This window comes from Streptomyces olivochromogenes (assembly GCF_021538895.1).
GTDB lineage: Bacteria > Actinomycetota > Actinomycetes > Streptomycetales > Streptomycetaceae > Streptomyces > Streptomyces olivochromogenes_A.
The window spans coordinates 1-25,571 of record NZ_JADDRL010000129.1 but is presented as its reverse complement, the minus strand read 5'-3'; the positions used below and the strand labels follow the sequence as shown (position 1 = coordinate 25,571).

Here is a 25,571-nt window from a genome sequence, read left to right as displayed (position 1 = left end):
TGGATCCCTCGCGCCCGCCCCCTTCTCACACCTTCGGTTCCACCCGTGCGATCGCCCTCAACACCCCGGGCAGGAAGCGGGACATGAAGTGGGCACCGTGGGCTTCCGGGGTCACCGGGGCCAGGGGTGTGTTGTCGGCGACCGCCCGGAGGATCGCGGAAGCGACCTTCTCCGGCGGGTAGTTGCGCATCCCGTACAGGCGGGCCGTGCGCTTCTGGCGCCGGCGTTCCTCCTCCGCGTCCACGCCCGTGAAGCGCGCTGTCAAGGTGATGTTGGTGTTGACGAAGCCGGGGCAGACCGCGGAGACGCCGATGCCCTGGCCGGCGAGTTCGGCGCGCAGGCACTCCGTGAGCATCAGGACCGCCGCCTTGGACGTGCTGTAGGCGGGCAGGGCCTTGGAGGGCTGGTACGCCGCCGCCGAGGCGATGTTGACGATGTGGCCGCCCTGCCCGCGCTCCGCCATCTGCCCGCCGAAGAGGCGGCAGCCGTGGATGACGCCCCACAGGTTCACGTCCAGGACCTTGCGCCAGTCGTCGGGCGTCGTGGCGAAGAAGGACCCCGACAGGCCGATCCCGGCGTTGTTGACCAGCACGTCCACGACGCCGTACTCCGCGGCCACCTTCTCGGCCAGCTTCTCCATGGCCTGCTCGTCGGAGACGTCGACGGTCTCCGCCCAGGCCGCCGGCGCGCCGAGCAGGCGGGACAGCTCGGCGGTGCGCGTGGCGGACTCGGCGTCCCGGTCGACGGCCACCACCCGCGCACCGGCCTCCGCGAACGCGAACGCCGTCGCCCGCCCGATGCCGCTGCCCGCGCCGGTGACCAGCACGAGCTGCCCGCCGAAGCGGTCGGCGTAGCGGCCCGCGGGCCGGGCCGGCTCCGGACGGCCGCCTTCCACCTGGGTCACGAACTCGTCGATCCAGGAGGTCAGTTGGTCGGGCCGCGAGCGCGGGATCCAGTGCTTGGCCGGAAGCGTGCGCCGGGTCAGCTGTGGAGCCCACCGCTCCAGCTCGTCGTACAGCTTCTCGGACAGGAACGCGTCGTCCAGGGGCGTGATGAGCTGCACGGGCGCGTGCGCGTACGCGTCGGCGCGCGGCCTGAGCAGCCGGGACCGTACGTTGTCCCGGTACAGCCAGGCGCCGTGCGCCGCGTCCGTGGCCAGCGACGCAGTCGGGTAGGCGTCGCCGGGGACCTTCTCCATCCGCTCCAGGATCTTCGGCCAGCGCTTGCCGAGCGGGCCGCGCCAGGCCAGTTCCGGCAGGACGGGCGTGTGCAGGAGGTACACGTACCAGGACTTGGCGCCCTGACCGAGGAGCTGGCCCACCCGGCGGGGCGTCGGCCGCTTCACGCGCGCGTTGATCCAGTGACCGAAGTGGTCCAGGGACGGGCCGGACATCGAGGTGAACGAGGCGATCCGGCCCTCGGTGCGCTTGACCGTGACGAACTCCCACGCCTGCACCGAGCCCCAGTCGTGCCCCACCAGGTGCACCGGCCGGTCCGGGCTGACCGCGTCCACGACCGCCAGGAAGTCGTCGGTGAGCTTCGCCAGGGTGAAGCCGCCGCGCAGCGGCTTCGGCGCCGTCGAGCGGCCGTGGCCCCGGACGTCGTACAGCACGACATGGAATCCGCACTGCTCGGCGAGGCGGACGGCGACCTCCGACCACACCTCCTTGCTGTCCGGGTAGCCGTGCACCAGCACCACCGTCGGCCGGGCCGGGTCCCCCAGCTCCGCCACGCACAGCTCGACCCCGCCCGTGCGCACCCGGCGCTCCCGCGCGCCCTTCAGCGTCGTCACTTGTCCTCCGCCCAGCGCCGCACGTGCGGCAGATCGCCGTCCAGCCAGAAGGCGCTCTGCTCGGGGTCCCGGGAGTCGGTGACGACCAGGATCTCCTCGAACTTCGCGCCCGTACCCCGGAAGCCGAGGTGGGGTTCCACCGCCCACAGGCCCGGCCGCGGCGGGTGGTCGGAGAAGCGGTACGGGGACCACAGGGGTGACCAGCCCTCGCGGTGACCGTGCAGCGCGTCGGACGCCAGCCCCTTCAGGGACTGCGTGCCGAACCCGAACAGGTGCGGCGACCAGCGGCGCCGCGTCACCCGGTCCACCTTGTGCGCGATCACGCCGAACGGGTAGGCGCGGTGCCGGTTGGCGTACCCCTGGCGGACCATGAGGCGGTCCACGTCCTCGTAGATCTCGCGCAGCGGGCGCTTCTCGCGCACCTCGCGCAGGATCAGCTCTCGGTGCGCCTCCAGGTCGGCCATCAGCCGGTCCTGCACCGGGTTGAGGCCGAGCGAGCCCGAGTAGCCGATGTCGGCCGTGTATCCCTCGTACATCGGGGCCATGTCCAGGATGAACGGCATCCCGGGCTCCAGCCGCCGGTTGGTCGGGAAGAACTGGAGCGGCACGCGGAAGTTCACGAACGCCGTGCGGTCCCCGAACCAGGCGAAGGGCAGGTGGAACCAGTCCCTGACCCCTCTCTCGCGCAGCCACTCGCGCTGCATGCGCGCCGCCTCGCGCTCGGTCACACCCGGCTCCAGCCGTGCCGCGACCGCCTCCGCGCACTCGTAGGCGAGGCGCTGGACCCGCCTGAACCCCCGCAGCTCCACGGAGAGTTCGCTGTTCACTGCCGTCGTCATGCCGCCCCGTCCCGTTGACTGCGGTACGCGTCCGTAACTTGACACTGGCGAATGTGACAGTTGTTAGAGGCGGCGTCAATAGACGGGATCATGGCTGTGGATAACTCTCAGGCAGGGGATCCCGTAGGGCCCCGTACGTCTGAAGTCTGATGTCAAGACGGCTCTGCGGTCTGACGACCCCCGTGGCGCGTTTCACTACCGTCGAGGACGTGACTGTGATCGCGACCGAAAGCCTGAGCAAGCGGTTCCCCCGGGTGACCGCGCTTGACCGGCTCTCCGTGGACGTGGGACCCGGTGTGACGGGGCTCGTGGGTGCCAACGGAGCCGGCAAGTCCACACTGATCAAGATCCTGCTGGGTCTGTCCCCCGCCTCCGAGGGCCGCGCCGAGGTGCTCGGCCTCGACGTGGCCACCAAGGGCGCCGCCATCCGCGAGCGGGTGGGCTACATGCCGGAGCACGACTGCCTGCCGCCCGACGTCTCGGCCACCGAGTTCGTCGTGCACATGGCGCGCATGTCCGGCCTGCCGCCCACCGCCGCGCGCGAGCGCACCGCCGACACGCTGCGCCACGTCGGCCTGTACGAGGAGCGCTACCGCCCCATCGGCGGCTACTCGACGGGCATGAAGCAGCGCGTGAAGCTCGCCCAGGCGCTGGTCCACGACCCGCAGGTGGTCTTCCTGGACGAGCCGACCAACGGCCTGGACCCGGTCGGCCGCGACGAGATGCTCGGTCTGATCCGCCGGATCCACACCGACTTCGGCATCTCGGTCCTGGTCACCTCGCACCTGCTGGGCGAACTGGAACGCACCTGCGACCACGTCGTCGTCATCGACGGCGGCAAGCTCCTGCGCTCCAGCGCCACCCGTGACTTCACGCAGACCACGGCCACGCTCGCGATCGAGGTCACCGACACCGACGAGCACCCCGACGGCACCCGCGCGGTGCGCGACGCGCTCCACGCGCGCGGGGTGACCACCCACGACGACGGCACCGGCCTGCCCGGCGCCGGACACGTCCTGCTGCTCACCGCCCCCGACGAGCAGACGTACGACGTCGTCCGCGACGTCGTCGCCGACCTGGGCCTCGGCCTGGTGCGCATGGAACAGCGCAGGCACCACATCTCGGAGGTCTTCCGGGACAGCGACGAGCAGCGGAAGGAGGCGGTCGGCCATGGCGGTTGAGCACCCCGTAGCGACTCCGGCCGGTGACCAGACCCGGATCCACAACATCGGCTACCGCACGTACGACGGCCCGCGCCTGGGCCGTGCCTACGCCCGCCGGTCCCTCTACTCGCAGTCCCTGCGCGGCGCCTACGGCCTCGGCCGCTCGGTCAAGTCCAAGGTGCTGCCGATGCTGCTCTTCGTGGTGATGTGCGTGCCCGCGGCCATCATGGTCGCCGTCGCGGTCGCCACCAAGGCCAAGGACCTGCCGCTGGACTACACCCGCTACGCGATCGTCATGCAGGCCGTCATCAGCCTGTACATCGCCTCGCAGGCGCCCCAGTCCGTCTCGCGCGACCTGCGCTTCAAGACCGTGCCGCTGTACTTCTCACGGCCCATCGAGACGGCCGACTACGTACGCGCCAAGTACGCGGCGCTGGCCTCGGCGCTGTTCATCCTGACCGCCGCCCCGCTGCTCGTCCTCTACGTGGGCGCGCTGCTGGCCAAGCTCGACTTCGCCGACCAGACCAAGGGATTCGCACAGGGACTGGTCTCCGTGGCACTGCTCTCCCTGCTCTTCGCCGGCATCGGCCTGGTCATCGCCTCGGTCACCCCGCGTCGTGGCTTCGGCATCGCCGCCGTCATCGCGGTGCTGACCATCTCCTACGGCGCCGTCTCGGTCCTCCAGGGCATCGCCGAGACCCAGGGCAGCTCCGAGGTGATCCCCTGGATCGGCCTCTTCTCGCCGGTCACGCTCATCGACGGCCTGCAGTCCGCGTTCCTCGGGGCCACCTCCGCCTTCCCCGGAGCGATCGGCCCGACCAAGGGCGAGGGCGTGGTGTACGTCCTGTGCGTCCTGGGCCTGATCGCCGCCAGCTACGGCCTCCTGATGCGCCGCTACCGGAAGGTGGGCCTGTGACCACGCTCTCCATCGACCACGTCTCCCGCTGGTTCGGCAACGTGGTCGCCGTCAACGACATCACCATGACCATCGGCCCCGGCGTCACCGGCCTGCTCGGCCCCAACGGCGCCGGAAAGTCCACCCTGATCAACATGATGGGCGGCTTCCTGGCCCCCTCCACGGGCACCGTCACCCTCGACGGGCAGCCGGTGTGGCGCAACGAGGCGATCTACAAGCACATCGGGGTCGTCCCCGAGCGCGAGGCGATGTACGACTTCCTCACCGGCCGCGAATTCGTCGTCGCCAACGCCGAGTTGCACGGACTGGGCGCCAAGGCCGCCCAACGCGCCCTGGCCACGGTCGAGATGGAGTACGCGCAGGACCGGAAGATCGCCACGTACTCCAAGGGCATGCGGCAGCGCGTGAAGATGGCTTCCGCGCTGGTCCACGACCCCTCCCTGCTGCTGCTCGACGAGCCCTTCAACGGCATGGACCCGCGCCAGCGCATGCAGCTCATGGAGCTGCTGCGGCGGATGGGGGACGAGGGCCGCACGGTGCTGTTCTCCTCCCACATCCTCGAAGAGGTCGAACAGCTCGCCTGGCACATCGAGGTCGTCGTCGCCGGACGGCACGCGGCCAGCGGCGACTTCCGCAGGATCCGCCGTCTGATGACCGACCGCCCGCACCGCTACCTGGTGCGCTCCAGCGACGACCGCGCACTGGCGGCCGCGCTGATCGCCGACCCGTCGACCTCCGGCATCGAGGTCGACCTGACGGAGGGCGCGCTGCGGGTCCAGGCCGTCGACTTCGGCCGGTTCACGACCCTGCTGCCCCGGGTCGCCCGCGACCACGGCATCCGGCTGCTCACGGTCTCGCCGTCCGACGAGTCCCTCGAATCCGTGTTCTCGTACCTGGTCGCGGCGTAGGAGGCCGAAGATGTACGACCCCACTGTCGCCCGGCTCACCTACCGGGCCCTGCTCGGCCGTCGCCGGGCCCTCATCCTCGGCGCCCTGCCGCTGCTGCTGATCGTGATCTCCCTGGCCGTGCGCGCCCTCGCGGGTGCCGACGACCAGACGGCGTCGGACGTGCTGGGCGGCTTCGCGCTGGCCACCATGGTGCCGATCATCGGCGTCATCGCCGGCACCGGCGCGATCGGTCCGGAGATCGACGACGGCTCCGTGGTCTACCTGCTGTCCAAGCCGCTGAAGCGGCCCACGATCATCTTCACCAAGCTGATCGTGGCGATCGCGGTGACCATGGTGTTCTCGGCGGTGCCGACCCTGATCGCCGGCCTGATCCTGAACGGCAACGGCCAGCAGATCGCCGTCGCCTACACGGTGGCCGCGCTGGTCGCCTCCATCGCCTACGCGGCGCTCTTCCTGCTCCTGGGCACGGTGTCCCGGCACGCCGTGGTCTTCGGTCTCGTCTACGCGCTCGTCTGGGAGGCCCTGTTCGGCTCCCTGGTGCCCGGCGCGCGCACGCTGAGCGTCCAGCAGTGGGCGCTGGCCGTGGCCCACAAGGTCGCCGGCGGGGACCTGGTGACCTCCGACGTCGGGCTGACGACGGCGACGATCCTGCTGGTGGCGGTCACCGTGCTGGCCACCTGGTACGCGGGACAGAAGCTGCGGTCGCTCACGCTGGCGGGCGAGGAGTAGGCACGACGCCGGTCCCGACGGGGTCCGGCTCCGGACCGGGCCCCGCTCTGGGCGGGGCCCGGTCTTGACGTGGATCGCCCTTGACGGGGGCTTCACCCCCGTCGGGGCACACTGGCTCCAGGGATGCACCGCTGGGAGGCACGGACATGTCCGACGAGGCGCTGCCGTACGACGAATGGGACGCGGTCGTCCTGGACGAGGACTTCATACGGTCCGCCGGGACGACCGAGCCGTCCGCCCGTGCCCGGATGCTCGCCGCCCGCTGGCGCGCCGAGTCGCCGGAGCCGCAGCCGTGGCGCTCGGACGAGCCGCCCGCGGGATGGTTCTTCGGCAAGGCGCGTCGGCGCAGGTGGCGCCGCAGGTGACTCAGCCGACGTAGTCGGTGAGGACGCAGCCGTCGACCTGGGCCGGCTCGTTGCGGAACCCGGCCGACGGGACGAAGTTGGGCGAGCAGTTGATACCCAGCGTGCCGGCCCGAACGAGCGCCTCTTCCTCGTCGCTGCGGCCGTTGAGCTGGACCGCGAAATTCTGGCCGACGAAGTAGCGGGTGTCCGTGTCACCGTCCGACCGCTGGTACTTCTTGTAGGCGGCCTCGAAGGCCGCCATGTCGTCGATGAGCATCATCTTGTGCACGTCGTCGATGGCGCTCTCGCCGGAGCAGGATGCGCGGTCCTTGATGGAGAAGGCCTTGTTGGTGGCTTCTATCCGGGCAGTCAAGGCAGCGTCGTCGTCAGAGTAGTCACCGTCGATGTCGGCGAAAGTGTCCTCCTTGTCCCGGCCGAAGCCATCGCACTCGGTGACGGACTTGACGAGCTTCGCCACCCCGTTCAAGTCGGCGGCCTTGCCCAGCCCGGCCTGTGCGGTCCTGCCGTTCCCGTCCGCGCCGGGGTCCGCCGCGTCACCCCGCGGCGCGCCGTTCGCCGCCGCGAGGCCATCGCCCTGTCCCGTGCCGTCATCGCCACCGCAGGCGACGGCGCTCGGTAAATCAGTGGCGTCCAACTCGGCGCACCGGCACAGTGGTTGTGTTCACACCGCCGGTCGGGGAACTGGCGCCACATTCTGGGAGAGGAGCCGGACGATGTCCATGCACGACAGTACGTCCAGCTCCCGTCAGGGCAGCCCGCGGCGGACTCCGGTGTAGTTACCCCACTGCGGAGTCCCCGCACGGGGAGCTGCCCGGGGCGGCCGCTTCGAGCACGCGATGTCGCTCTCGCGTGGGCCGCCCACCCGGAGGATTGGCCGAGTGGTAAGGCACCGGCTTGCTAAGCCGTGGTCGGGGGCAACCCCGCGCACGTTCGATCCGTGCATCCTCCGCGAGACGTTGTCACCGGGACGGGGCCGGTTTGCAGGGCCGGGGTGCGTCGAGAGGCACCCGGACCCGCGGGGCTAGCCCAGCAACCGTTCCAGTACCACCGCGATGCCGTCCTCCTCGTTCGAGGACGTCACCTCGTCCGCCACGGCCTTCAGCTCCTCGTGGGCGTTGGCCATCGCCACGCCCCGCGCCGCCCAGGCGAACATCGGGATGTCGTTCGGCATGTCGCCGAAGGCGATCGTGTCGGCCGCCTTCAACCCGAGCCGCCGGGCCGCCAGGGACAGCCCCGTCGCCTTGGACAGCCCCAGCGGCAGCAGCTCGACGATGCCCTCGCCCGCCATTGCGACCGTGACGAAGCCGCCGGCGGCCTGCCGGGCCGCCTCGGCCAGCTCGTCGTCCGAGAGGGTCGGGTGCTGTATGTAGATCTTGTTCAGCGGCGCGGCCCAGAGGTCCGACACGTCCGTGAACGGGGTCGCCGGGAGCTTCCCGGTGACCGCGTAGCCGGGCCCCACCAGCACCTCGCCGTCCAGCCCGTCGCGGCTCGCCGCCAGGTGCAACCGCCCCACCTCGGCCTCGATCTTGGCCAGGGCGATGCCCGCCAGCTGCCGGTCCAGGGTGACCGAGGTCAGCAGGCGGTGCTCTCCGGCGTCGTACACCTGCGCGCCCTGACCGCACACGGCGAGACCCTCGTAGCCGAGGTCGTCGAGGATGTGTCGGGTCCACGGGACGGCGCGCCCGGTGACCACGATGTGGGCCGCGCCCGCCGCGGTGGCCGCGGCGAGCGCGTCACGGGTGCGCCGCGCGACCGACTCGTCGGAACGCAGGAGCGTTCCGTCGAGGTCGGTGGCGATCAGTCGGTACGGGAGGCCGGCGCTCACTTGGCGACCGGCTCCAGGACCTCCCGGCCGCCGAGGTACGGACGCAGCACCTCGGGCACCCGCACGGAGCCGTCGGCCTGCTGGTGGTTCTCCAGGATCGCCACGATCGTGCGCGGTACGGCGCACAGCGTCCCGTTCAGCGTCGCCAGCGGGCGGACCTGCTTGCCCTCGCGGACACGGATCGACAGGCGGCGGGACTGGAACTCGGTGCAGTCCGAGGTCGAGGTCAGCTCGCGGTACTTGCCCTGGGTCGGGATCCAGGCCTCGCAGTCGAACTTGCGGGAGGCCGAGGCGCCGAGGTCACCCGTGGCGACGTCGATGACGCGGTACGGCAGCTCCAGCGAGGTCAGCCACTGCTTCTCCCAGTCCAGCAGGCGCTGGTGCTCGGCCCGCGAGTCCTCGGGGGAGACGTAGGAGAACATCTCGACCTTGTCGAACTGGTGGACGCGGAAGATGCCCTTGGTGTCCTTGCCGTGCGAGCCGGCCTCGCGGCGGAAGCAGGGCGAGAAGCCTGCGTAGCGCAGCGGGAGGCGGTCCGCCTCGATGATCTCGTCCATGTGGTAGGCCGCCAGCGGCACCTCGGACGTGCCGACCAGGTACAGGTCGTCCTTGTCGAGGTGGTAGACGTCCTGGGCCGCCTGGCCGAGGAAGCCGGTGCCCGCCATCGACTGGGGGCGGACCAGCGCCGGGGTCAGCATCGGCGTGAAGCCGGCGGCCGTCGCCTGGGCGATCGCCGCGTTCACCAGGGCCAGCTCCAGCAGGGCGCCGACACCGGTGAGGAAGTAGAAGCGCGAGCCGGAGACCTTGGCGCCGCGCTCGACGTCGATCGCGCCGAGCAGCCGGCCGAGCTCCAAGTGGTCCTTGGGCTCGAAGCCCTCGGCGGCGAAGTCGCGGATCGTGCCGTGCGTCTCCAGGGTGGCGAAGTCCTCCTCGCCGCCGACGGGCACGTCCGGGTGGACGAGGTTGCCGAGCCGGAGCAGCAGCTCCTGGGTCTCGGTGTCGGCCGCGTCGCGCTCGGCGTCGGCGGCCTTCACGTCGGCCTTGAGCTGCTCGGCGCGCTTGAGCAGCTCGGCCTTCTCGTCCGCGGGGGCCTTGGGGATGAGCTTGCCGAGCTGCCTCTGCTCGGCGCGCAGCTCGTCGAAGCGGACGCCGGACGACCTGCGCCGCTCGTCGGCAGACAGGAGGGCGTCGACGAGCGCGACGTCCTCTCCACGGGCGCGCTGGGACGCGCGCACACGGTCGGGGTCCTCACGAAGCAGGCGAAGGTCAATCACATGCTCAAGGCTACCGGTGCGCGGTTGGCACCTACGACCCACCATTCCGAACAGTGACGAAATGAGAATTACGTTCAGTTATGACGGAATTGCCGCGCGTGTCAAGGAAAAGTGTCTCACTCCCTGGGACGGGGCAAGCGGGAGGCGTCGGGTTGACTCGAATCCCTTGCGGAGAGCGGCACTTGGGGGCGGGGTTGTCCACAGGAATCCGCACCCTCGGAAGAGTTATCCACAGGCTGTGTGGAAGGTCTGTGGACACCGGAATTGATCACTCCGGAACGGTCGACCGAGCGGAAGAATTCCCGGTGCAAACCGGTGCGACACCTACTTTCGGGTGGAAATGGGTCGCCCCAAAAGATGAACCAAAGGAAACGGGTGGACGAAGGGTGATGCGGACGCCGGCGACCCCATCCGTGGGCCACAGGGCGATTTGTCGACTGTGTGGCATGTTGTTGTCGACTTGTCCCCAGGTCGAGATGAGCACCTGTGGATAACTCCTGTGGATAACGATGGTGTGCAGGTAGGACTGGCTAGAAACGACCGTCCTGGCAGCGCGCCACCCAGTCCGCCGCGGCCACGAACTCCTGGTCCGAGGTCCCCGTCAGCGTGGGCCGGGCGTCACCCGGCCCGATGTCCGCACGCGGGTACGAACCGAGGAACCGTACCTGCAGACAGATGCGCTTCAGACCCATCAGGGCCTCGGCCATCCTGCGGTCGGAGATGTGCCCCTCGGCGTCGATGCAGAAGCAGTAGTTGCCGATACCGGCACCGGTGGGCCGGGACTGGAGCAGCATCAGGTTGATGCCCCGGGCGCCGAACTCGCCGAGCAGGTCGCGCAGCCCGCCGGGGTGGTCGTCGCGCTGCCACAGCACGACGGAGGTCTTGTCCGCGCCGGTGGGGGCCGCGGGCCGGGCGGGCCGGCCCACCAGCACGAACCGTGTCTGCGCGTTCTCGGCGTCGTGGATGCCGGTCTCCAGGGGCACCAGGCCGTACCGGGCCGCGGCGAACTCACCCGCGAAGGCGGCGTCGTACCGGCCCTCCTGGACCAGGCGGGCGCCGTCCGCGTTCGAGGCGGCCGACTCCCAGAGGGCTTCCGGGAGGTTGGCTTTGAGCCAGTTGCGGACCTGCGGCTGGGCGGCCGGGTGGGCGGTGACCGTCTTGATGTCCGTCAGCTTGGTGCCGGGCCGCACCAGCAGCGCGAAGGTGATGGACAGCAGCACCTCGCGGTAGATCATCAGCGGTTCGCCGGCGACCAGTTCGTCCAGGGTGGTCGTGATGCCGCCCTCGACGGAGTTCTCGATCGGCACGAACGCGGCCTCTGCCTCGCCGCCGCGCACCGCGTCCAGGGCGGACTGCACCGACACGTACGGGATCAGCTCCCGGGTCGCCGTCTCCGGAAGCGTGCGCAGGGCGACCTCGGTGAAGGTGCCCTCAGGGCCCAGATACGCATAGCTCGCTGGCATGTCCTCACCCTAATGGCCGTTCCGGAATGTGGCTGACGTGTCTCACGACAGCCCCTCCCCTGAGTGAAATCCGCTCCCCTCAGCCCTCCAGCAGCCGCTGCCCGACGTACTCTCCCGTCGCCGCGCCGCCCGGCACCGCGAACAGTCCGCTCGCCTCGTGCCGTATGTACGTCGACAGTGCGTCCCCCCGGTCGAGCTTGCGCTGCACCGGCACGAAGCCGCGCAGCGGGTCGGCCTGCCAGCAGACGAAGAGGAGCCCGGCGTCGGGCACCCCGGCCGCGTCGATGCCGTCGTGGTAGGAGAACGGCCGCCGCAGCATGGCCGCGCCCCCGTTCTGGTCGGGCCGGGTGATCCGGGCGTGCGCGTTGATCGGCACGACGTAATTGCCGTGGGCGTCGGCCTTCTGAAGATCCATCGCGGTCGTCTCGGTGCCCCCGGACAGCGGCGCCCCGTCGGACTTGCGGCGCCCGATGACGTCCTCCTGGGCCTTGACCGACAGCTTCTCCCAGTCGTCCAGGAGCATGCGGATCCGGCGTACGACCGCGTAGGAGCCGTTCGCCATCCAGGCCGGGTCCTTCGAGCCGGACGCCGGGACGAAGATGCGCCGGTCGAAGTCGGAGTCGGCCGGCTTCGGATTGCGGGTGCCGTCGAGCTGGCCCATCAGATTGCGGGCCGTCATGGGGTGGGCGGTGGCGCCCGGGGTGCGGTTGAAGCCGTTCATCTGCCAGCGGACGCGGGCCGCGGCGCCGGCGTCCTTCTGGATCGCGCGCAGGGCGTGGAAGGCGACCAGGGCGTCGTCGGCGCCGATCTGCACCCACAGGTCGCCGTTGCTGCGCGCCCTGTCGAGCCGGTCGGAGGAGAAGTCGGGCAGCGGGTCCAGGGAGACCGGGCGCTGCTTCTCCAGGCCGGTCCGCCCGAAGAGGCTGTGGCCGAAGCCGAAGGTGATCGTCAGCGAGGAGGGACCGGCGTCCCGGGCCACGTCCGTGTCGTCGTGCGCGGCGGCCTCGCCCGCCATCAGCCTCTCGGCCGTCGTCGACCAGCGGCGCAGCAGCGCGGCGGCCTCCTTGCGGCCCGCGCCCGCCGCCAGGTCGAAGGCGACGAGGTGGCCACGGGCCTGGAGGCCTTCGGTGATGCCGGGCTGATGTTTCCCGTGAAACATCGCCCGCCCTGCGCCGACCGAGGACAGCGGGGTGGCCCGGGCGGGCGCGGCCGCGTACCCCGCGGCTCCGCCCGCCGCGCCGAGCACGAGCCCGGTCGCACCGGCGGTGCCGAGCAGTGCCCGCCGCGAAATACCCCCTGGCAAGGCGCCGCCTTCGGCAGCGGACTTCCCGGGGTCGATCACTTCGGACGGGGTGGACTGGTCAGCCATGGTGCGGTTCAGCCGATCTGCGCGCTCTTGGAGACGGTCGCCTGGTCGATGTCGGAGGTGCGCACGGTCACGGCGATCTTCCATTCGCCGGCCATGGGGATCTGCACCTCGGTCGCCGCCCAGTGCCCGGTGGCGATGTGGTCGGGGGTCACGGGAAGGGGCCCGATCTTCTTGGCTTCGAGGGTGAAGGAGACCTTCACCTCGGGGATGTCGAAGGCCCGGCCGTTGGGCCGCTGGACGTAGACGTGCATCTCGTTGCCGCCCACGCGCGCGGGGTCGAAGTCGAGACGCACGAGGCCCTTGCCGTCGGTGCCGCCCGTGTCGAACGGCATGTCCAGGGTGAGCGCCCCGGACGACGAGGACGGCGTGGACGAGGAGGACGACGACGAGGACGACGAGGACGTGGCGGCCTTGGCCTCCTGCTCGGTGCGTCCCGGCTCGGTCTGCGTCAGCACGGTGGCGACGGCCAGCAGGACGACCGCCACGCCGGCCTCCGCGAACACCGAGCGGCGCAGTCCGGAGCGGTTCGGGTCGGCGTCCCGCAGCTGCTTCTGCCGCGCGGTGTCGATGGCGGCCTGCTGCCGGGCGAGCTGGGCGGCCCGCTCGGATTCACCGGCCTGCTCGGCGTCCCCGGCCCGGGCGGGAGCCGTCACGTGCTCCTTCTTGGGCTGCTCGACCTCGGTCGTCGTGGCGGCCGCGTTCGCGAGCCGTCCCGTCCAGCGCCGCGAGATCCACGCGATGCCGACCAGCAGCACCACCAGCCCGATCTTGATGAGCAGCAGCTGTCCGTACCAGGTGTCGGTGAAGGCCGACCAGGAGCCGAGCTGGCGCCAGGCCTGGTAGGTGCCGGTGGCGACCAGGGTGAGTACGGAGGTGAAGGCGACGCGTGAGAAGCGGCGTACGGCGGTGGCCTCGACCGGTGTCTCGGCGGGCGCCCGGTACAGCGAGACGAGGAGGGCGACGAGGCCGCCGAGCCAGGTGGCGACCGCCAGCAGGTGGATCACGTCGACCGGCATGGCGATGCCCGGCTGCAGTCCGGTCGAGGCGTGCTCGGCCATCGCCCAGCTCGCCGCGAGCCCGGCGGCGACCACGCTCCCGCCGATCGCGAGCCCGAAGGCCAGGTCGCGCTTCTCCTCGTCCTCGCTTGAATCAGGCTGTCGGCGCGAAGCGTCGTCGTTCAGGGTGGTGGTGGGAGACGGGCGGGCGTACGCCCCGAAGAGCACGGCGATGAACAGGGCGGCCGCGGCGAGCAGCAGCAGCCGGGAGACCAGCGCGGCGCCGGTCTTGGTCTGCAGCACCTGGGCGAGCAGATCCAGGTCGAGGACGTCGGCGAACTTCCCGGAGGTGGTGTAGGCGCCGCGCAGGAGCAGCAGCCAGAGCGTGGCCGCGGTGAGCGCGAGCCAGCCGCCGACGACGAGCCGCTGCACGGCCCGCACCCCGGATCCGCGCCGCCAGCAGGCCAGCACGAAGGCGGCGCCGCCGGTGAGCACGATGAAGCCGGCGTAGGAGACGTAGCGTCCGAACCCGTACAGCCACCCGACGACCCCGCCGTCGGCCGTCTGGTCGGAGACCGAGACGCTGGTCAGGGAGGGGGCGCCGACGGAGAAGGTGTACGCGCCGGAGACGGGGTGGCTGTCGGCCGAGACCACCTGGTACGCGACGGTGTACGTGCCCTTGTCCAGGCCGCTCTTGAGCTGCACGGCGTAGGTCGTGCCGGTCACCTCGGACGGCTTGCCGGTGTCGACCCGCTTGCCCTTGGGGTCGAGGACGCGCAGCGAGTCGTCGTTCATCGCGACCTTCTCGGAGAAGGTCAGCGACACCTGGGTGGGCGCCTTCTTGACCACCACCCCCTGTGCGGGGTCGCTGCCGGTCAGCGCGGCGTGCGCGGAGGCCGGCCCGGCGCCGGCCAGCAGCGCGCCGGCGACGGCCAGGAACAGCAGCACCAGCGTGCGCCAGCGGGGGGTGATGGTCCGCGTCAAGATGGTCCCTCCCTCAGTGTCCGGTCGACGGGTTGTACGTGGCGGACTTCACCGGCATCTCGACGGTGAGGGGTCCGGACTTGGCGAACGTGAGCCTCAGCGCGATCGTGTCGCCCTGTCGCGGCTTGCGCTTCAGCTTCTCGAACATCAGATGGTTACCGCCGCTTTTGAAGACGAGTCGACCGTGCGCGGGGACGGGGAAGGAGGTGACCTCCTCCATGGCTCCGTTCACGGTGTCGTGCATGGTGACCTCGCCGGCCGCGTCACTGGTGACCGAGGTCAGCTCGTCCTTCGTGCCGCCCTCGTTGGTGATCGTCAGGAAGCCGGCCGCCATGTCGGCGGAGACGGGCTGCGGCATGTAGGAGGCGGCGACGGACAGGTCGGCCGCCGCGGAGTCCGAGCCGCCGCAGCCCGCGAGGGCGAGCGCGCCGGCCAGTGCCACGGCGGGGACGGCGGGACGCCTCACGGGTTGGCTCCCTTGATGATCTCGGGGAGGTCCTTGGTGTAGTCGTCCACCTTGGCGTCCTCGCCGTAGAGGAGGTAGCCCCCGTCGGTCTTCGGGGAGAAGGCGAAGACCTGGGTGCCGTGGACGGAGACGATCTTGCCGTTCTTGTCCTTCTTCGTCGGCTCGATGGTGATGCCGAGGGAGCGGGCGCCGGCCTGGATGGTCGCGAAGTCGCCGGTGAGGCCGATGAACTGGGGGTCGATGCCGTTGAGCCACTTGCCGAGCTCGGCGGGCGTGTCGCGTGCCGGGTCGGTGGTGACGAACACGACCCGCAGCTTGTCCTGTTCGGCCTTGGGCAGCGCCTTCTTGGCGACCGCGATGTTGTTCATGGTCAGCGGGCAGACGTCGGGGCAGTGCGTGTAGCCGAAGTAGACCAGCGTGGGTCGGCCCTTGGTCTGCGCGCGGAGGTCGTACTTCTTGCCGTGCGTGTCGGTCAGGACCAGGTCCGGCTTCTCGAACGGCTGGTCGAGGATGGTCACGGCCTTGTCCGAGCCGGACTCCTCGGAGACCACGGAGACGGGCGACTTGCCGTCGTCACCGCTGCCGCAGGCGGAGAGGGTCAGGGTGGCGGCGGCGAGCAGCGCGGCCGCGGCGAACGTCTTCTTGCGCATAAAGAAATGTCCCAGATGTGATTACTCCGGCGCGCACCGGGGTCGTACGCAAGCGTCGCACGACCCCGGGTGCGCGGTCCGGGTGAGGGGCTCAGGCGTTCGACCGCCGACGACCGGCGATCACGCCGTACGCGACACCCGCCGCGCCGACGACGATGCCCACCACGCCGAGCACGCGCGCCGTGGTGTCGCTGCCGCCGGAGGAGTCGGAGGCGGCCGCGGTCTCGCTCTTGTGGGCCTTGTCGCTCTTGTCGGCGGCGTCCTCGGCCTTCGCGGAGCCGTGGGAGTGCTCGTCCGAGGAGGCGGCGGCCAGCTCCAGCACCGGGGCCGGGTTCTCCGGCTCCTCCTGGCCGTCCTGCTGGACCTCGATCCAGCGCACGACCTCCTTGTTGGAGTACGTCTGGACGGCCTTGAAGACGAGTTCGTCGGCGTCCTCGGGCAGCGGGCCGACGGAGAGCGGGAACTTCTGGAAGAAGCCCGGCTCGATGCCCTTGCCCTCGGCGGTCCAGGTGACCTTGGTGACGGCCTCGCTGATCTTCTCGCCGTGTATCTCCAGCGGCTTGTCCAGCTTGGACTTGGTGACCTTCACGCTCCAGCCGGCGATCGGCGTCGGCATCACCGAGGCCAGCGGGTGGTCGGCCGGGAAGTTGACCTCCAGCTGGGTGGTCGAGGCGTTGTCGCGCTCGTTGGGGACCTTGAAGTCGACGACCGCGTAGCCGCCCTTGGCGGCCGTGCCCTCGGGCTGCACGGAGACGTGCGCGAACGCGGGGCCGGAAAGGACGAGGACGGCCGAGCCGGCGACGGCAGCGGCGGCGGCGATACGAGAAGCCTTCATGGCAGAGAGCACTCCACTTCGGGTGGTTCCGGTGAGAGAAGGAGGGGCGCGGGGCACGAGGACGTGCGCACGCGCGTGCCGCACGACGGCGGCCGGCCCCTCCGTCCCGGTTCCGGGTGGAGTGATGGGTCGTCGCGTCGCGTCAGGCAGCGAGAACGAGCACGGCGGCGGGCGGGCCGCGCCGGATCACCGTGTGCTGGAGTGCGGTCGTGTGCGGGACGGGTGCCTCGTCCTCGGCGGTACGCCGCGGGCGCGGGCCCGGCTGGGGTGCGGCCGGGAGCCCGGCGCACAGTGCACGCACCAGCGCGAGTGCCCCGCGCAGGGAACGTACGAGCGCCCCCTCGGCGACTCCGTGCGCCGACAGCTCGATCAGGCGCAGCAGGGCCAGGTCGCCCCGGCGCAGCAGCCAGCCGACGGCGACCGCCGCGAGCACGTGGCCGAGCACCATCGGCAGGGACGGCAGCAGCGACACCGAGGAGCCGGCGGCGTCCCCCGCGTGCGGCATGGAGTCCATGCCGCTCATGCCCTTCATGCCGCTCATGTCTTCGTCCGCGCCGCTGATGAGATGCGCGTCGGTGAGGAGCTTGAAGGCGTGGGCCGGGCTGATCGCCGCGGCACTGGTGCCGCACACGAGCCGTGCGGCCCGCTGGACCAGGGCCGCGTCGTGCGTGGCGTCCATCGACATCGCGCTGGAGGTCATGGCGGCCGTGCCGTGCTGGCCCAGCCCGAACAGCGTGTGCAGCGCGGTCTGGCCGAGCGCGAGCAGCGCCGCGATCCGGGGCAGTGAACGCGCCCGCCCGGCGAGCGGCGCCACCAGCAGCAGGGCGCCCAGGAATCCCGCGCCCAGCGTCCACAGCGGGACCGTCGCACAGGAGGCCAGTGTGTGCCCGGCCGCGGCCAGCACGACGCAGACCGCGGCGAACACCGCGGCCCGCAGGATCCGGAGTTCGCCTCCGGAGTGCGCCGTGCGTGGGTGGGGGGCAGTCATGGCGCGTTCATCATCCCACTGGGCCGCCGTGCCCCGGGCGGCAGGTCCCAAAGGTCCCCCATACACCGATTCCTTTCCGGACACATCGGCTGTATGGGCGGCATCACGTCAACGGTGTGCTTACACACCGGTACGGGCGGCAATAGGTAACGGTATGTCGAGCCGCGGCCAGGAGGCTGGAGCATGAGCATCTGGTGGTCACTCCATCTGCGGCGTGAGGCCGCGAGCGTTCCGCTCGCCCGGCGGCTGTTACTCGGCACGATGGAGACCGCGGGCGTCGACCCCGACATCTCGTACGACCTTTCCGTGGCGCTGACCGAGGCCTGTGCGAACGCCGTCGAGCACGGCGGGGACGCGACGCGCGGCGGCTCGTCGGAGGCGTACCGGGTGACCGCGTACCTGGACGGCGAGAAGTGCCGTATCGAAGTGATCGACTCGGGCCCGGGGTTCGCCTGCGCCCAGGGCCTCAGACCCGCCCGCGCGGACGCCGAGCACGGCCGTGGCCTGTGGCTGATCCGGGAACTCGCCGATCATGTGCACATCGGCGACAAGCCGGGCAGGGGTGGAACGGTGGTCAGCTTCGACAAGATGCTCAAGTGGAAGAAAGATCCTTCCCTGCTTACGGCATGACGGTGTCCCGGGGATAACGGCCGGGGCTAGGGTGCGCGCATGTATATCGAACCCCAGGAAATACACGAGATATCCGACGGTGTGATTCTGCGTCCGCTCGCCCAGGGCGATGCGTCGGCGCTTTGTGCCGCGTATGTGGAGAACCGCAAACACCTCGAACCGTGGGAGCCGGAAAGACCCCAATCCTTCTTCACCGTCGAGGGCCAGACGGAACGCGTCGAGGGGCTGCTGCGCGATTTCGTCGAGGGGAGTGTGGTGCCCTGGGTCCTCCAGTCGGACGACGGGCGGATCGTGGGCGCCGTTACCCTGTCCGGAATCTCCCACGGACCTTTCTGCAGTGCCTTCATCGGCTACTGGGTCGCCGCCGACCGGCAGAACCGCGGGCTGGCCAGCGCCGCCGTGGAGCGGGTCTGCCGCGGCGCGCGGGACCTGGTGGGGCTGCACCGGATCGAGGCGTCCACGCTCATCGACAACGTGGGCTCGCAACGCGTGCTGGAGAAAAGCGGATTCGCCTCGATCGGCATGGCGCCGAGCTATTTGCACATCAATGGGGAATGGCGGGACTGCCGGCTGTACCAACGGGTCCTGCACGACCGTGTTCCGGCCATGTGATCCGGTCGATTCCGGTCGACTTCGGCTTCCGGCGCGTTCACGGCTCTTTCCCGGCTCCCACCCATGCCGTCGACAAGCGGGGTTCCTGGCTTCCCCGGCCATGACGGGAATCCACCGCCCGGTGAGGTACGGCGAGGTACGGCGATGAGCGGCCGTGAGGACGACGCGCCGGCGCCCAGGTTCGCGGCGATGGCCGCCTCCGCCCGCCGTACCGGCGCACCCACGCAGGCGCTGCGGGCGGAGCCCGGCGCCATCGGCCGGTGCGCCGAGCACACGGTGACCCTGGCGGGCGGCGGCCACCGGGGCGCGCTGTGGGCCCTCGGCCTGCTGGTCGCGGCGGCCGCCCTCGACCCCCGCGCCCAGGCCCGGGAGCTCGCCGCGACCGCCCGGCGGATCGCCGCGTTCACCGACCGCGGCGCGCCCCGCAGGCCCTCGCGCGGGTCCTCCGTCTCCACCGAGTACGGCGCGGCCGGCGTCCGGGGCGAGGCCGGGGCCGGATTCCCGCACGTACGGCGCGCGGTGGACGCGCTCGCCGTGGCGCGCTCGCCGTGGCGCGCTCGCCGGCGCGAGCGAGGCCCAGGCCCGTCTGGACGACCTGCTCACCTGAACTGCTGCACACCGCCGGTCCGCTCGGCCTGCGTCACGTCCGGGCGGGTGCCCACGGCGCTCTGGAGGCGGGCGGCACGGCGACGGAGGCCGGAGCGGCCGCGCTCGCCGCCCTGGATGCCGACCTGCACGCGCGCGTGGAGCCCCCGCGGCAGCGCGGGGCTGCTGGCGGGGGCGTTGGTCCTGGACTCGCTGCCGGTGCGTCCACTCGGGCGGGCCGGCTGAGCCGGCCCGTCAGCAGGCGAGCGCGGGTCGCCTGGCGTCGGGGCACGTCGGGTTCTCGGCCACCCCTTCCTCGACCGTCCCGTCGGCGGCCCTCCGCCGGCCCGCCGCCCAGCGGGCCGCGGGCCCCATCGCGTACGAGGCGAGCGGCATCAGGCCGCCCAGGAGCAGCCAGCCGGCCGTGCCCCACTCCATGAGCAGCGAGGTCACCACCAGCGGGCCCAGGGTGCGGGCCACCGTTGTGCCGGTGCCGAAGAAGCCCTGGTACTCGCCCATGCGGTCGGCCGGGGCGAGGTCGAAGGAGAGCTGCCAGGCGCCCGCCGACTGCTGCATCTCCGCCACGACCTGGAGCACCGCGCCGGCCACCAGGAACACCCCGGCGCTCCACACGGACGCCCCCGCCGACAGCGCGAACACCGCGCAGGACGCCAGCATCACGAACCCCGAGCGGCGCAGGACCCGTACGGCCGTGGCCATCCCGGTGACGGAGCGGGCCGCGCGCACCTGGAAGAGCGTCACCGCCCCCGTGTTGAGCACGAACAGCACGGAGGCCATCCAGGTGGGCGCCTCGGTCCGCTCGCTGATCCACAGGGGCAGGGCGAGGCTCAGCAGCGGCAGGCGCAGCAGCAGGACCGCGTTGAGCAGGGCGACGAGTGCGTACGGGCGGTCGCGGAGCACCTCGAACCGGTGCTCGCGGCGCCCGGCCTCGGCGACCGGCGTCACCGCGGGCAGCCGCAGCAGGATCAGCGCGCACAGCAGGAAGCACACCGCGTCCAGCGCGAACACCCCGTGATAGGCCGCCGACGTCCCCACGCTCAGCGCGAACCCGCCGAGCGCCGCCCCCAGCGCGAGCCCCCCGTTCAGCGTCGACTGCAGACGCGCCAGCAGTCCGGTCCGCTCCTCGGCCGGCACCAGCCCCGCCAGCAGCGCCTGCCGGGCCGCCGCGAGCCCGGACTGCGCGGCGGCGTACGCACAGGCGACGAGGACGAACGGCACGAACCCCCGCACCAGGAGGAACGAGGCGACCGCCGCCCCGGTCGCCAGCGCCAGCAGGACCGCCGTACCGCGCGCCCCGCGCCGGTCCGCGAGTCGGCCCAGCGGCACCCCCACCAGCGACCCGACCGCCCAGCCGACGGTCAGCCCGAGCCCCACGCGCGCGGGGGCGAGCCCGACGACATGGGTGAAGTACAGCGCCGAGGTCACGTAGTAGGCGCCGTCGCCGACGGAATTGGTCAGCTGGGCGGCCGCCAGCGCGCGCTGCGAACGGTTCGTCATACCGACGACGTTAGGGGCGTGATGGCCCCCTCCACAGGCCCAATATCCAGGTGTTCCAGTGGCCCAATTCAGGTGCCGACCAGCACCTTCGCCAGCACCTCCAGCGCCTCCGGATACAGCCGCTCCCGAGGCGTGCCGTACCCCACGACCAGGCCCTGCTGCCGCTCCTCGCCGGACGGGCCGGCCGTGCCGGGCGCGTGCCAGTGGTCGCCCAGCCGGCCGACGGCGAGCCCCTCCGCCGCCGCGCGCGCCAGCACCTCCGCCTCGTCGGTGACCTCCACCAGCGCGTGCAGCCCGGCCGCGATCCCGCGCACCCGCCGCCGGGAGCCCAGCCGGTCCAGGAGCTGGTCCCGGCGGCGCCGGTACCGCAGGCGGCACGCGCGCACGTGCCGGTCGTAGGCATGGCTCTCGATCAGCTCGGCGAGCGCCAACTGACCGATGGACTCCGTGTGGTGATCGCTGTGCAGCTTGGCGTCGGCGACCGGGTCGACCAGCTGCGGCGGCAGCACCATCCAGCCCAGCCGCAGCGCCGGGCCGAGGGTCTTGGAGGCGGTGCCCAGATACACCACCTGGCCCGGCGCCATGCCCTGGAGCGCGCCGACGGGCTGGCGGTCGTAACGGAACTCCCCGTCGTAGTCGTCCTCGATGATCAGCCCCCCACGCGCGCGTGCCCAGTCGCTGAGCGCCCGCCGCCGCTCGGGGTGCAGGGTCACCCCGGTCGGGTACTGGTGGGCCGGGGTGACGACCACGGCCGCCGCGTCCCCCAGTTCCTTCGCGCGGACCCCGCGTTCGTCGATCGGTACGGGCACCACGCTCCCGCCGTTGCGCCGCACCACCTCCCGGTGGAAGGGCAGCCCCGGGTCCTCCATGGCGACGGCGGCGCCGTCCAGCACACGCGTGAGCAGCGCGAGCCCCTGCACGTACCCGGAGGTGATTACGATCCGCTCCGGCGGCGCGATCACCCCGCGCGCCCGGCCCAGATACCCGGAGAGCGCGGTGCGCAGCTCGATCCGGCCGCGCGGATCGCCGTAGTCGTACGCCAGTGACGGCGCCGTCGCGATGGCTCGGCGCAGTGCCCGCAGCCAGGCCGCCGCCGGGAACGCGCCGACGTCGGGGCTGCCGGGCCGCAGGTCGAGACGGGGCGCACGCGCGTGTGCGGCGGCCTGGGGCGCGGCGGCGTCGACGGAGGGCAGCGCGGCGACCTGGGTGCCCGAGCCCTGCCGTGCCGTCAGATACCCCTCGGCGACCAGCTGGTCGTAGGCCGCCTTGGCGGTGCCCCGCGAGATCCCGAGCTCGGAGGCGAGCCGCCGGGTCGCGGGCAGCCGCGTGCCCGGGGCCAGCCGGCCGTCCCGTACGGCGTCGCGCAGCGCCCGTTCGAGCCCGACCCGGCGTCCGTCCGCCGCGTCCGGTTCCAGATGCAGGTCGACACCCACGCCTGACCAGAAGTCGTCCACGAAAACCCTCCCCCTAGGCACGTGAATGGCCGGGTACCTCACAGGTACCCGGCCACCAGTGTCGTATCAGTTCTTGATCCGCACTATAGGGTCTCGCCTCAGCCCTTCAGGGACGCCATCCACGCCTCGACCTCGTCGGAGCGGCGCGGCAGTCCGGCCGACATGTTCCGGTTGCCGTTCTCGGTCACCAGGATGTCGTCCTCGATGCGGACGCCGATGCCCCGGTACTCCTCGGGCACGGTCAGGTCGTCCGCCTGGAAGTACAGGCCCGGCTCGACCGTGAGCACCATGCCGGGCTCCAGGACGCCTTCCACGTACGTCTCCGTGCGCGCGGCGGCGCAGTCGTGGACGTCCATGCCGAGCATGTGGCCGGTGCCGTGCAGGGTCCAGCGGCGCTGCAGGCCCAGCTCCAGGACGCGCTCCACCGGGCCCTCGACCAGGCCCCACTCGACGAGCTTCTCGGCGAGCACACGCTGGGCGGCGTCGTGGAAGTCGCGGTACTTGGCACCCGGCTGCACGGCCTCGATGCCGGCCTCCTGGGCCTCGTACACCGCGTCGTAGATCTTCTTCTGGAGCTCGCTGTACGTGCCGTTGACCGGCAGGGTGCGTGTGACGTCGGCGGTGTAGAGGGTGTGCGTCTCCACGCCCGCGTCCAGCAGCAGCAGGTCACCGGCGCGGACCGGGCCGTCGTTGCGCACCCAGTGCAGGGTGCAGGCGTGCGGGCCGGCGGCGGCGATGGTGCCGTAGCCGACGTCGTTGCCCTCCACCCGCGCGCGGAGGAAGAAGGTGCCCTCGATGTAGCGCTCGGAGGTCGCCTGCGCCTTGTCGAGGACCTTCACGACGTCCTCGAAGCCGCGCACGGTCGAGTCGACGGCCTTCTGCAGCTCGCCGACCTCGAACTCGTCCTTGACCAGCCGGGCCTCGGAGAGGAAGACGCGCAGTTCCTCGTCGCGCTCCGCGGTGACCTTGTCGTGCAGCGCCGTCTCGATGCCGGCGTCGTGGCCGCGCACCACGCGGACCGGGCCGGTGGCCTCCTTCAGCCGCTCAGGCAGCTCGCGCACGTCGTCGGCGGGGATGCCGTACAGCGCCGCGGACTCGGTGAGCGAGTGGCGGCGGCCGACCCACAGCTCGCCCTGGCCGGAGAGCCAGAACTCGCCGTTCTCCCGGTCGGAGCGCGGCAGGAGGTAGATCGTCTCCTGGTGGCCGTCGGCCGTCGGCTCCAGGACGAGGACGCCGTCCTCCGTCTGGTCACCGGTCAGGTAGGCGTACTCGACCGACGACCGGAAGGGGTAGTCGGTGTCGTTCGAGCGGACCTTCAGGTTGCCCGCCGGGATCACCAGGCGCTCGCCCGGGAAGCGGGCGGACAGCGCGGCGCGGCGGCGCGCGGTGTGCTTCGCCTGCTCGATCGGCTCCAGGCCGTGCAGCTCCGTGTCGGCCCAGCCGGACTGCATGTTCTCGGCCAGCTCGTCGGAAACGCCCGGGTACAGGCCGTTCTTCCGCTGCTTGATGGGCTCCTCGGACTCAGGCTCCGGGCCCGCTGCGTCTGCAGCGAGATCAGATACGTCCGGGGTGAGCTCGTCGGCCACGGTCATCCTCCTCGATACGGCTCGGACCTCCCCCGAGCGCTCGGCTTTCTCGGCTCGGTCGAGCAGGGGGGACCCCCATCATCGTACGGTCGCACCGAAGTGAGCCGGTGCCGGATGACCTGTTATGCCCGCCCATGCGAAACGGGTCACAGACCGGGCGGAGCGGGGCACGGGCCCCGCGGAAAGGGCCAGGGGCCGTGGTCACGGGTCATCCGGAGCGCCCGCGCCGTGTAGGTCACCTGTCCGAACCGTTTCGGCCGCCCGGTGTGATCCGTGTCGGCCGCTCGTCCGATCGGTTTCGGCCGTCCGTCCGCCGCGCGCCGACGGTGGGACGGTCCGCGGTGCCGGTCGGTCGAGGACGCCGCCGTCAGTCGAAACGTGCCGCCAGGAGTACGACGTCCTCCTCGCTGTCCGAGGCGTCCCGCCCCTCCGGCAGCACGGTGCGCAGTACGTGGTCGGCGATGGCGCCGGGGTCGTGGCGCAGCGGGCGCGGCACGCTCGCGGCCGCCGCGTGCAGCCGGGCGAAGGCGCGGTCGGTGGGATCACCGGTGCGGTGCAGCAGCCCGTCGGTATACAGCAGAACCGTCTCTCCGGCTTCGGCCTGGATCTCCACGCTGGGCGCCTCCCAGCAGGCGAGCATCCCCAGGGGCGCGGACACCGAGGTCTCCGCGAACTCCGTGCGCCGCTCGCCGATCAGCAGCGGCGGGCTGTGTCCGGCACCGGCCAGGGTGACCTTGCGCAGCACGGGCTCGCAGTAGGCGAACAGGGCCGTGGCGGAGCGGGCGGGCTCGGTCAGCCGCAGCAGCAGCTCCAGGTCGGACAGGACGGCGACCGGGTCCTCGCCCTCCATCACCGCGTACGCCCGCAGGGAGGCTCTGAGCCGGCCCATGGCGGCGACGGCGCTGGGGCCGGAGCCGGTCACCGAGCCGACCGCGAGGCCGAGCGCGGCGTCGGGCAGCGGCAGCGCGTCGTACCAGTCGCCGCCGCCGCGCGGTCCGGTGCGGTGCCGGGCGGCGAGCTGGACGCCGGCCACCCGGGGCAGCCGGGAGGGGAGCAGCTCCTCGGAGATGGTGGCCATGCACGCGCGCGTGCGCTCCACTTCCACCAGCCGGGCCAGGTGTTCGGTGGCGTAGCGGACGTAGAGGCCGACCAGGTGGCGCTGGCGCTCGTGCGGCTCGGCGGGCTCGTCGTACAGCCATACGGCCGCGCCCAGCCGGCCGGCGGCCTCGGTCGACAGGGGCAGGGCGTAACTGGCGGCGTAGCCCAGGCGGGCGGCCACCTCGCGGTGGCGGGGGTCGAGGCCGTCCTCGGCGAACAGGTCGGGGTGCACGATCTCGTTCTCGCCGCCCGGGAGTCCGGCGGCCGTGTCGAGGAGCCCGCCGTACGGCAGCGAGCCGCGCGGCACGGTCTCGATGTGCCCCAGGTCCGCCCGGCCGAGGCCCAGTCCGATGGTCGTGGTGGGGCCGAGACCGTCGTCGGGTTCCAGCACGACGAGACCGCGCCGGGCGCCCACGAGGGCGGCTCCGGCGCGCAGCAGTTCCTGGAGTGCCCCGTCGAGCGAGTCCGTGCGGGCCAGGCGTTCGGTGAGTTCGTGCAGGGTCGTCAGGTCCGAGACCCATCCGGC

23 protein-coding genes, 1 tRNA gene and 1 pseudogene are annotated in these 25,571 nt (G+C 71.7%); 9 read left to right on the top strand and 16 right to left on the bottom strand.

What is annotated here, in order from left to right; genetic code table 11:
- Positions 1-25 precede the first annotated feature (25 nt).
- Both IPZ69_RS39520 and IPZ69_RS39515 read right to left on the bottom strand, forming a co-directional pair.
- Positions 26-1,792 carry an SDR family oxidoreductase gene (locus IPZ69_RS39520; RefSeq protein ID WP_235459568.1) on the bottom strand — a complete coding sequence of 589 codons (1,767 nt, stop codon included), beginning with the start codon at positions 1,790-1,792 and terminating at the stop codon, positions 26-28.
- Positions 1,789-2,631 (bottom strand): M24 family metallopeptidase, encoded by an 843-nt coding sequence (locus IPZ69_RS39515; protein ID WP_235459567.1) that lies wholly within the window; start codon positions 2,629-2,631, stop codon positions 1,789-1,791. The genes IPZ69_RS39520 and IPZ69_RS39515 overlap by 4 nt, the downstream gene beginning before the upstream one ends.
- Positions 2,632-2,846: 215 nt before the next feature.
- Between IPZ69_RS39515 and IPZ69_RS39510 the strand changes: the two genes are divergently transcribed.
- From IPZ69_RS39510 to IPZ69_RS39490, 5 genes are all read left to right on the top strand, one after another.
- Complete coding sequence (locus tag IPZ69_RS39510; RefSeq protein ID WP_235459569.1) at positions 2,847-3,812, top strand: ABC transporter ATP-binding protein; 966 nt, start codon at positions 2,847-2,849, stop codon at positions 3,810-3,812.
- Positions 3,802-4,710, top strand: a complete 909-nt coding sequence (locus IPZ69_RS39505) for an ABC transporter permease (RefSeq protein WP_235459566.1) — start codon at positions 3,802-3,804, stop codon at positions 4,708-4,710. Before IPZ69_RS39510 ends, IPZ69_RS39505 begins: the two co-directional genes overlap by 11 nt.
- Entirely contained in the window at positions 4,707-5,618 is a 912-nt protein-coding gene (locus IPZ69_RS39500) for an ABC transporter ATP-binding protein (RefSeq protein WP_235459565.1), read from the top strand. Before IPZ69_RS39505 ends, IPZ69_RS39500 begins: the two co-directional genes overlap by 4 nt.
- A 10-nt stretch (positions 5,619-5,628) precedes the next feature.
- The gene (locus IPZ69_RS39495) at positions 5,629-6,348 is read left to right on the top strand and encodes an ABC transporter permease subunit (RefSeq protein WP_235459564.1); all 720 of its coding nucleotides are present in this window, start codon (positions 5,629-5,631) and stop codon (positions 6,346-6,348) included.
- Positions 6,349-6,494: 146 nt separating this feature from the next.
- Positions 6,495-6,713 (top strand): SGM_3592 family protein, encoded by a 219-nt coding sequence (locus IPZ69_RS39490; protein ID WP_235459563.1) that lies wholly within the window; start codon positions 6,495-6,497, stop codon positions 6,711-6,713.
- A gap of 1 nt (position 6,714) precedes the next feature.
- Here the strand turns inward: IPZ69_RS39490 and IPZ69_RS39485 are convergent, their stop codons facing one another.
- Positions 6,715-7,347, bottom strand: coding sequence for a hypothetical protein (locus IPZ69_RS39485; protein ID WP_235459562.1), 633 nt, complete (start codon positions 7,345-7,347; stop codon positions 6,715-6,717).
- Between the two features lie 230 nt (positions 7,348-7,577).
- Between IPZ69_RS39485 and IPZ69_RS39480 the strand changes: the two genes are divergently transcribed.
- Positions 7,578-7,662: transfer RNA gene (locus tag IPZ69_RS39480), tRNA-Ser, on the top strand.
- Positions 7,663-7,734: 72 nt separating this feature from the next.
- On the opposite strand, the gene IPZ69_RS39475 is transcribed toward IPZ69_RS39480, so the two are convergent.
- The 9 genes from IPZ69_RS39475 to IPZ69_RS39435 form a co-directional block, all read right to left on the bottom strand.
- Complete coding sequence (locus tag IPZ69_RS39475; RefSeq protein WP_235459561.1) at positions 7,735-8,538, bottom strand: HAD family hydrolase; 804 nt, start codon at positions 8,536-8,538, stop codon at positions 7,735-7,737.
- On the bottom strand, positions 8,535-9,812 hold the full coding sequence (gene serS / locus IPZ69_RS39470) for a serine--tRNA ligase (RefSeq protein WP_235459560.1): 1,278 nt from the start codon (positions 9,810-9,812) through the stop codon (positions 8,535-8,537). The genes IPZ69_RS39475 and serS overlap by 4 nt, the downstream gene beginning before the upstream one ends.
- 530 nt (positions 9,813-10,342) lie before the next feature.
- The gene (gene pheA, locus IPZ69_RS39465; protein WP_235459559.1) at positions 10,343-11,275 is read right to left on the bottom strand and encodes a prephenate dehydratase; all 933 of its coding nucleotides are present in this window, start codon (positions 11,273-11,275) and stop codon (positions 10,343-10,345) included.
- A gap of 79 nt (positions 11,276-11,354) precedes the next feature.
- A complete protein-coding gene (gene efeB / locus IPZ69_RS39460; protein ID WP_235459558.1) occupies positions 11,355-12,644 on the bottom strand; it encodes an iron uptake transporter deferrochelatase/peroxidase subunit in 1,290 nt (429 codons plus the stop codon).
- Between the two features lie 8 nt (positions 12,645-12,652).
- Positions 12,653-14,623, bottom strand: coding sequence for a copper resistance CopC/CopD family protein (locus IPZ69_RS39455; RefSeq protein ID WP_235459557.1), 1,971 nt, complete (start codon positions 14,621-14,623; stop codon positions 12,653-12,655).
- Between the two features lie 13 nt (positions 14,624-14,636).
- Entirely contained in the window at positions 14,637-15,089 is a 453-nt protein-coding gene (locus IPZ69_RS39450; protein WP_235459556.1) for a copper chaperone PCu(A)C, read from the bottom strand.
- The gene (locus tag IPZ69_RS39445) at positions 15,086-15,739 is read right to left on the bottom strand and encodes an SCO family protein (protein WP_235459555.1); all 654 of its coding nucleotides are present in this window, start codon (positions 15,737-15,739) and stop codon (positions 15,086-15,088) included. The genes IPZ69_RS39450 and IPZ69_RS39445 overlap by 4 nt, the downstream gene beginning before the upstream one ends.
- Before the next feature lie 91 nt (positions 15,740-15,830).
- The gene (locus tag IPZ69_RS39440; protein ID WP_235459554.1) at positions 15,831-16,574 is read right to left on the bottom strand and encodes a YcnI family copper-binding membrane protein; all 744 of its coding nucleotides are present in this window, start codon (positions 16,572-16,574) and stop codon (positions 15,831-15,833) included.
- A 142-nt stretch (positions 16,575-16,716) separates the two neighbouring features.
- Positions 16,717-17,562, bottom strand: coding sequence for a hypothetical protein (locus IPZ69_RS39435; RefSeq protein ID WP_235459553.1), 846 nt, complete (start codon positions 17,560-17,562; stop codon positions 16,717-16,719).
- Between the two features lie 183 nt (positions 17,563-17,745).
- On the opposite strand from IPZ69_RS39435, the gene IPZ69_RS39430 reads away from it, so the two are divergent.
- The 3 genes and pseudogenes from IPZ69_RS39430 to IPZ69_RS39420 form a co-directional block, all read left to right on the top strand.
- Entirely contained in the window at positions 17,746-18,192 is a 447-nt protein-coding gene (locus IPZ69_RS39430; protein WP_235459552.1) for an ATP-binding protein, read from the top strand.
- A 39-nt stretch (positions 18,193-18,231) separates the two neighbouring features.
- A complete protein-coding gene (locus tag IPZ69_RS39425; protein WP_235459551.1) occupies positions 18,232-18,804 on the top strand; it encodes a GNAT family N-acetyltransferase in 573 nt (190 codons plus the stop codon).
- A gap of 165 nt (positions 18,805-18,969) precedes the next feature.
- Positions 18,970-19,635 (top strand): annotated as a pseudogene (locus IPZ69_RS39420) (triphosphoribosyl-dephospho-CoA synthase); the annotation flags it as partial.
- 9 nt (positions 19,636-19,644) lie between these two features.
- On the opposite strand, the gene IPZ69_RS39415 reads toward IPZ69_RS39420, so the two are convergent.
- The 4 genes from IPZ69_RS39415 to IPZ69_RS39400 all read right to left on the bottom strand — a co-directional run.
- Positions 19,645-20,907, bottom strand: a complete 1,263-nt coding sequence (locus IPZ69_RS39415; RefSeq protein WP_235459550.1) for an MFS transporter — start codon at positions 20,905-20,907, stop codon at positions 19,645-19,647.
- 68 nt (positions 20,908-20,975) lie between these two features.
- Complete coding sequence (gene pdxR / locus IPZ69_RS39410) at positions 20,976-22,361, bottom strand: MocR-like pyridoxine biosynthesis transcription factor PdxR (protein ID WP_235459549.1); 1,386 nt, start codon at positions 22,359-22,361, stop codon at positions 20,976-20,978.
- Positions 22,362-22,459: 98 nt separating this feature from the next.
- Positions 22,460-23,953: an aminopeptidase P family protein gene (locus tag IPZ69_RS39405; protein ID WP_235459548.1), complete on the bottom strand. Its 1,494-nt coding sequence runs from the start codon at positions 23,951-23,953 to the stop codon at positions 22,460-22,462.
- 361 nt (positions 23,954-24,314) lie between these two features.
- Positions 24,315-25,571 (bottom strand): PP2C family protein-serine/threonine phosphatase (locus IPZ69_RS39400; RefSeq protein ID WP_235459547.1); only part of this gene is annotated, 1,257 nt, incomplete at its 5' end.

Excerpts from the sequence above, each read along its gene's own strand:
- IPZ69_RS39515 (WP_235459567.1), bottom strand. The coding sequence starts at position 2,631 with ATGACGACGGCAGTGAACAGCGAACTCTCCGTGGAGCTGCGGGGGTTC.
- IPZ69_RS39505 (WP_235459566.1), top strand. The coding sequence starts at position 3,802 with ATGGCGGTTGAGCACCCCGTAGCGACTCCGGCCGGTGACCAGACCCGG.
- IPZ69_RS39495 (WP_235459564.1), top strand. The coding sequence starts at position 5,629 with ATGTACGACCCCACTGTCGCCCGGCTCACCTACCGGGCCCTGCTCGGC.
- IPZ69_RS39490 (WP_235459563.1), top strand. The coding sequence starts at position 6,495 with ATGTCCGACGAGGCGCTGCCGTACGACGAATGGGACGCGGTCGTCCTG.
- pheA (WP_235459559.1), bottom strand. The coding sequence starts at position 11,275 with ATGCCAGCGAGCTATGCGTATCTGGGCCCTGAGGGCACCTTCACCGAG.
- efeB (WP_235459558.1), bottom strand. The coding sequence starts at position 12,644 with ATGGCTGACCAGTCCACCCCGTCCGAAGTGATCGACCCCGGGAAGTCC.
- IPZ69_RS39445 (WP_235459555.1), bottom strand. The coding sequence starts at position 15,739 with ATGCGCAAGAAGACGTTCGCCGCGGCCGCGCTGCTCGCCGCCGCCACC.
- IPZ69_RS39440 (WP_235459554.1), bottom strand. The coding sequence starts at position 16,574 with ATGAAGGCTTCTCGTATCGCCGCCGCCGCTGCCGTCGCCGGCTCGGCC.
- IPZ69_RS39435 (WP_235459553.1), bottom strand. The coding sequence starts at position 17,562 with ATGACTGCCCCCCACCCACGCACGGCGCACTCCGGAGGCGAACTCCGG.
- IPZ69_RS39430 (WP_235459552.1), top strand. The coding sequence starts at position 17,746 with ATGAGCATCTGGTGGTCACTCCATCTGCGGCGTGAGGCCGCGAGCGTT.
- IPZ69_RS39425 (WP_235459551.1), top strand. The coding sequence starts at position 18,232 with ATGTATATCGAACCCCAGGAAATACACGAGATATCCGACGGTGTGATT.
- IPZ69_RS39415 (WP_235459550.1), bottom strand. The coding sequence starts at position 20,907 with ATGACGAACCGTTCGCAGCGCGCGCTGGCGGCCGCCCAGCTGACCAAT.
- IPZ69_RS39405 (WP_235459548.1), bottom strand. The coding sequence starts at position 23,953 with ATGACCGTGGCCGACGAGCTCACCCCGGACGTATCTGATCTCGCTGCA.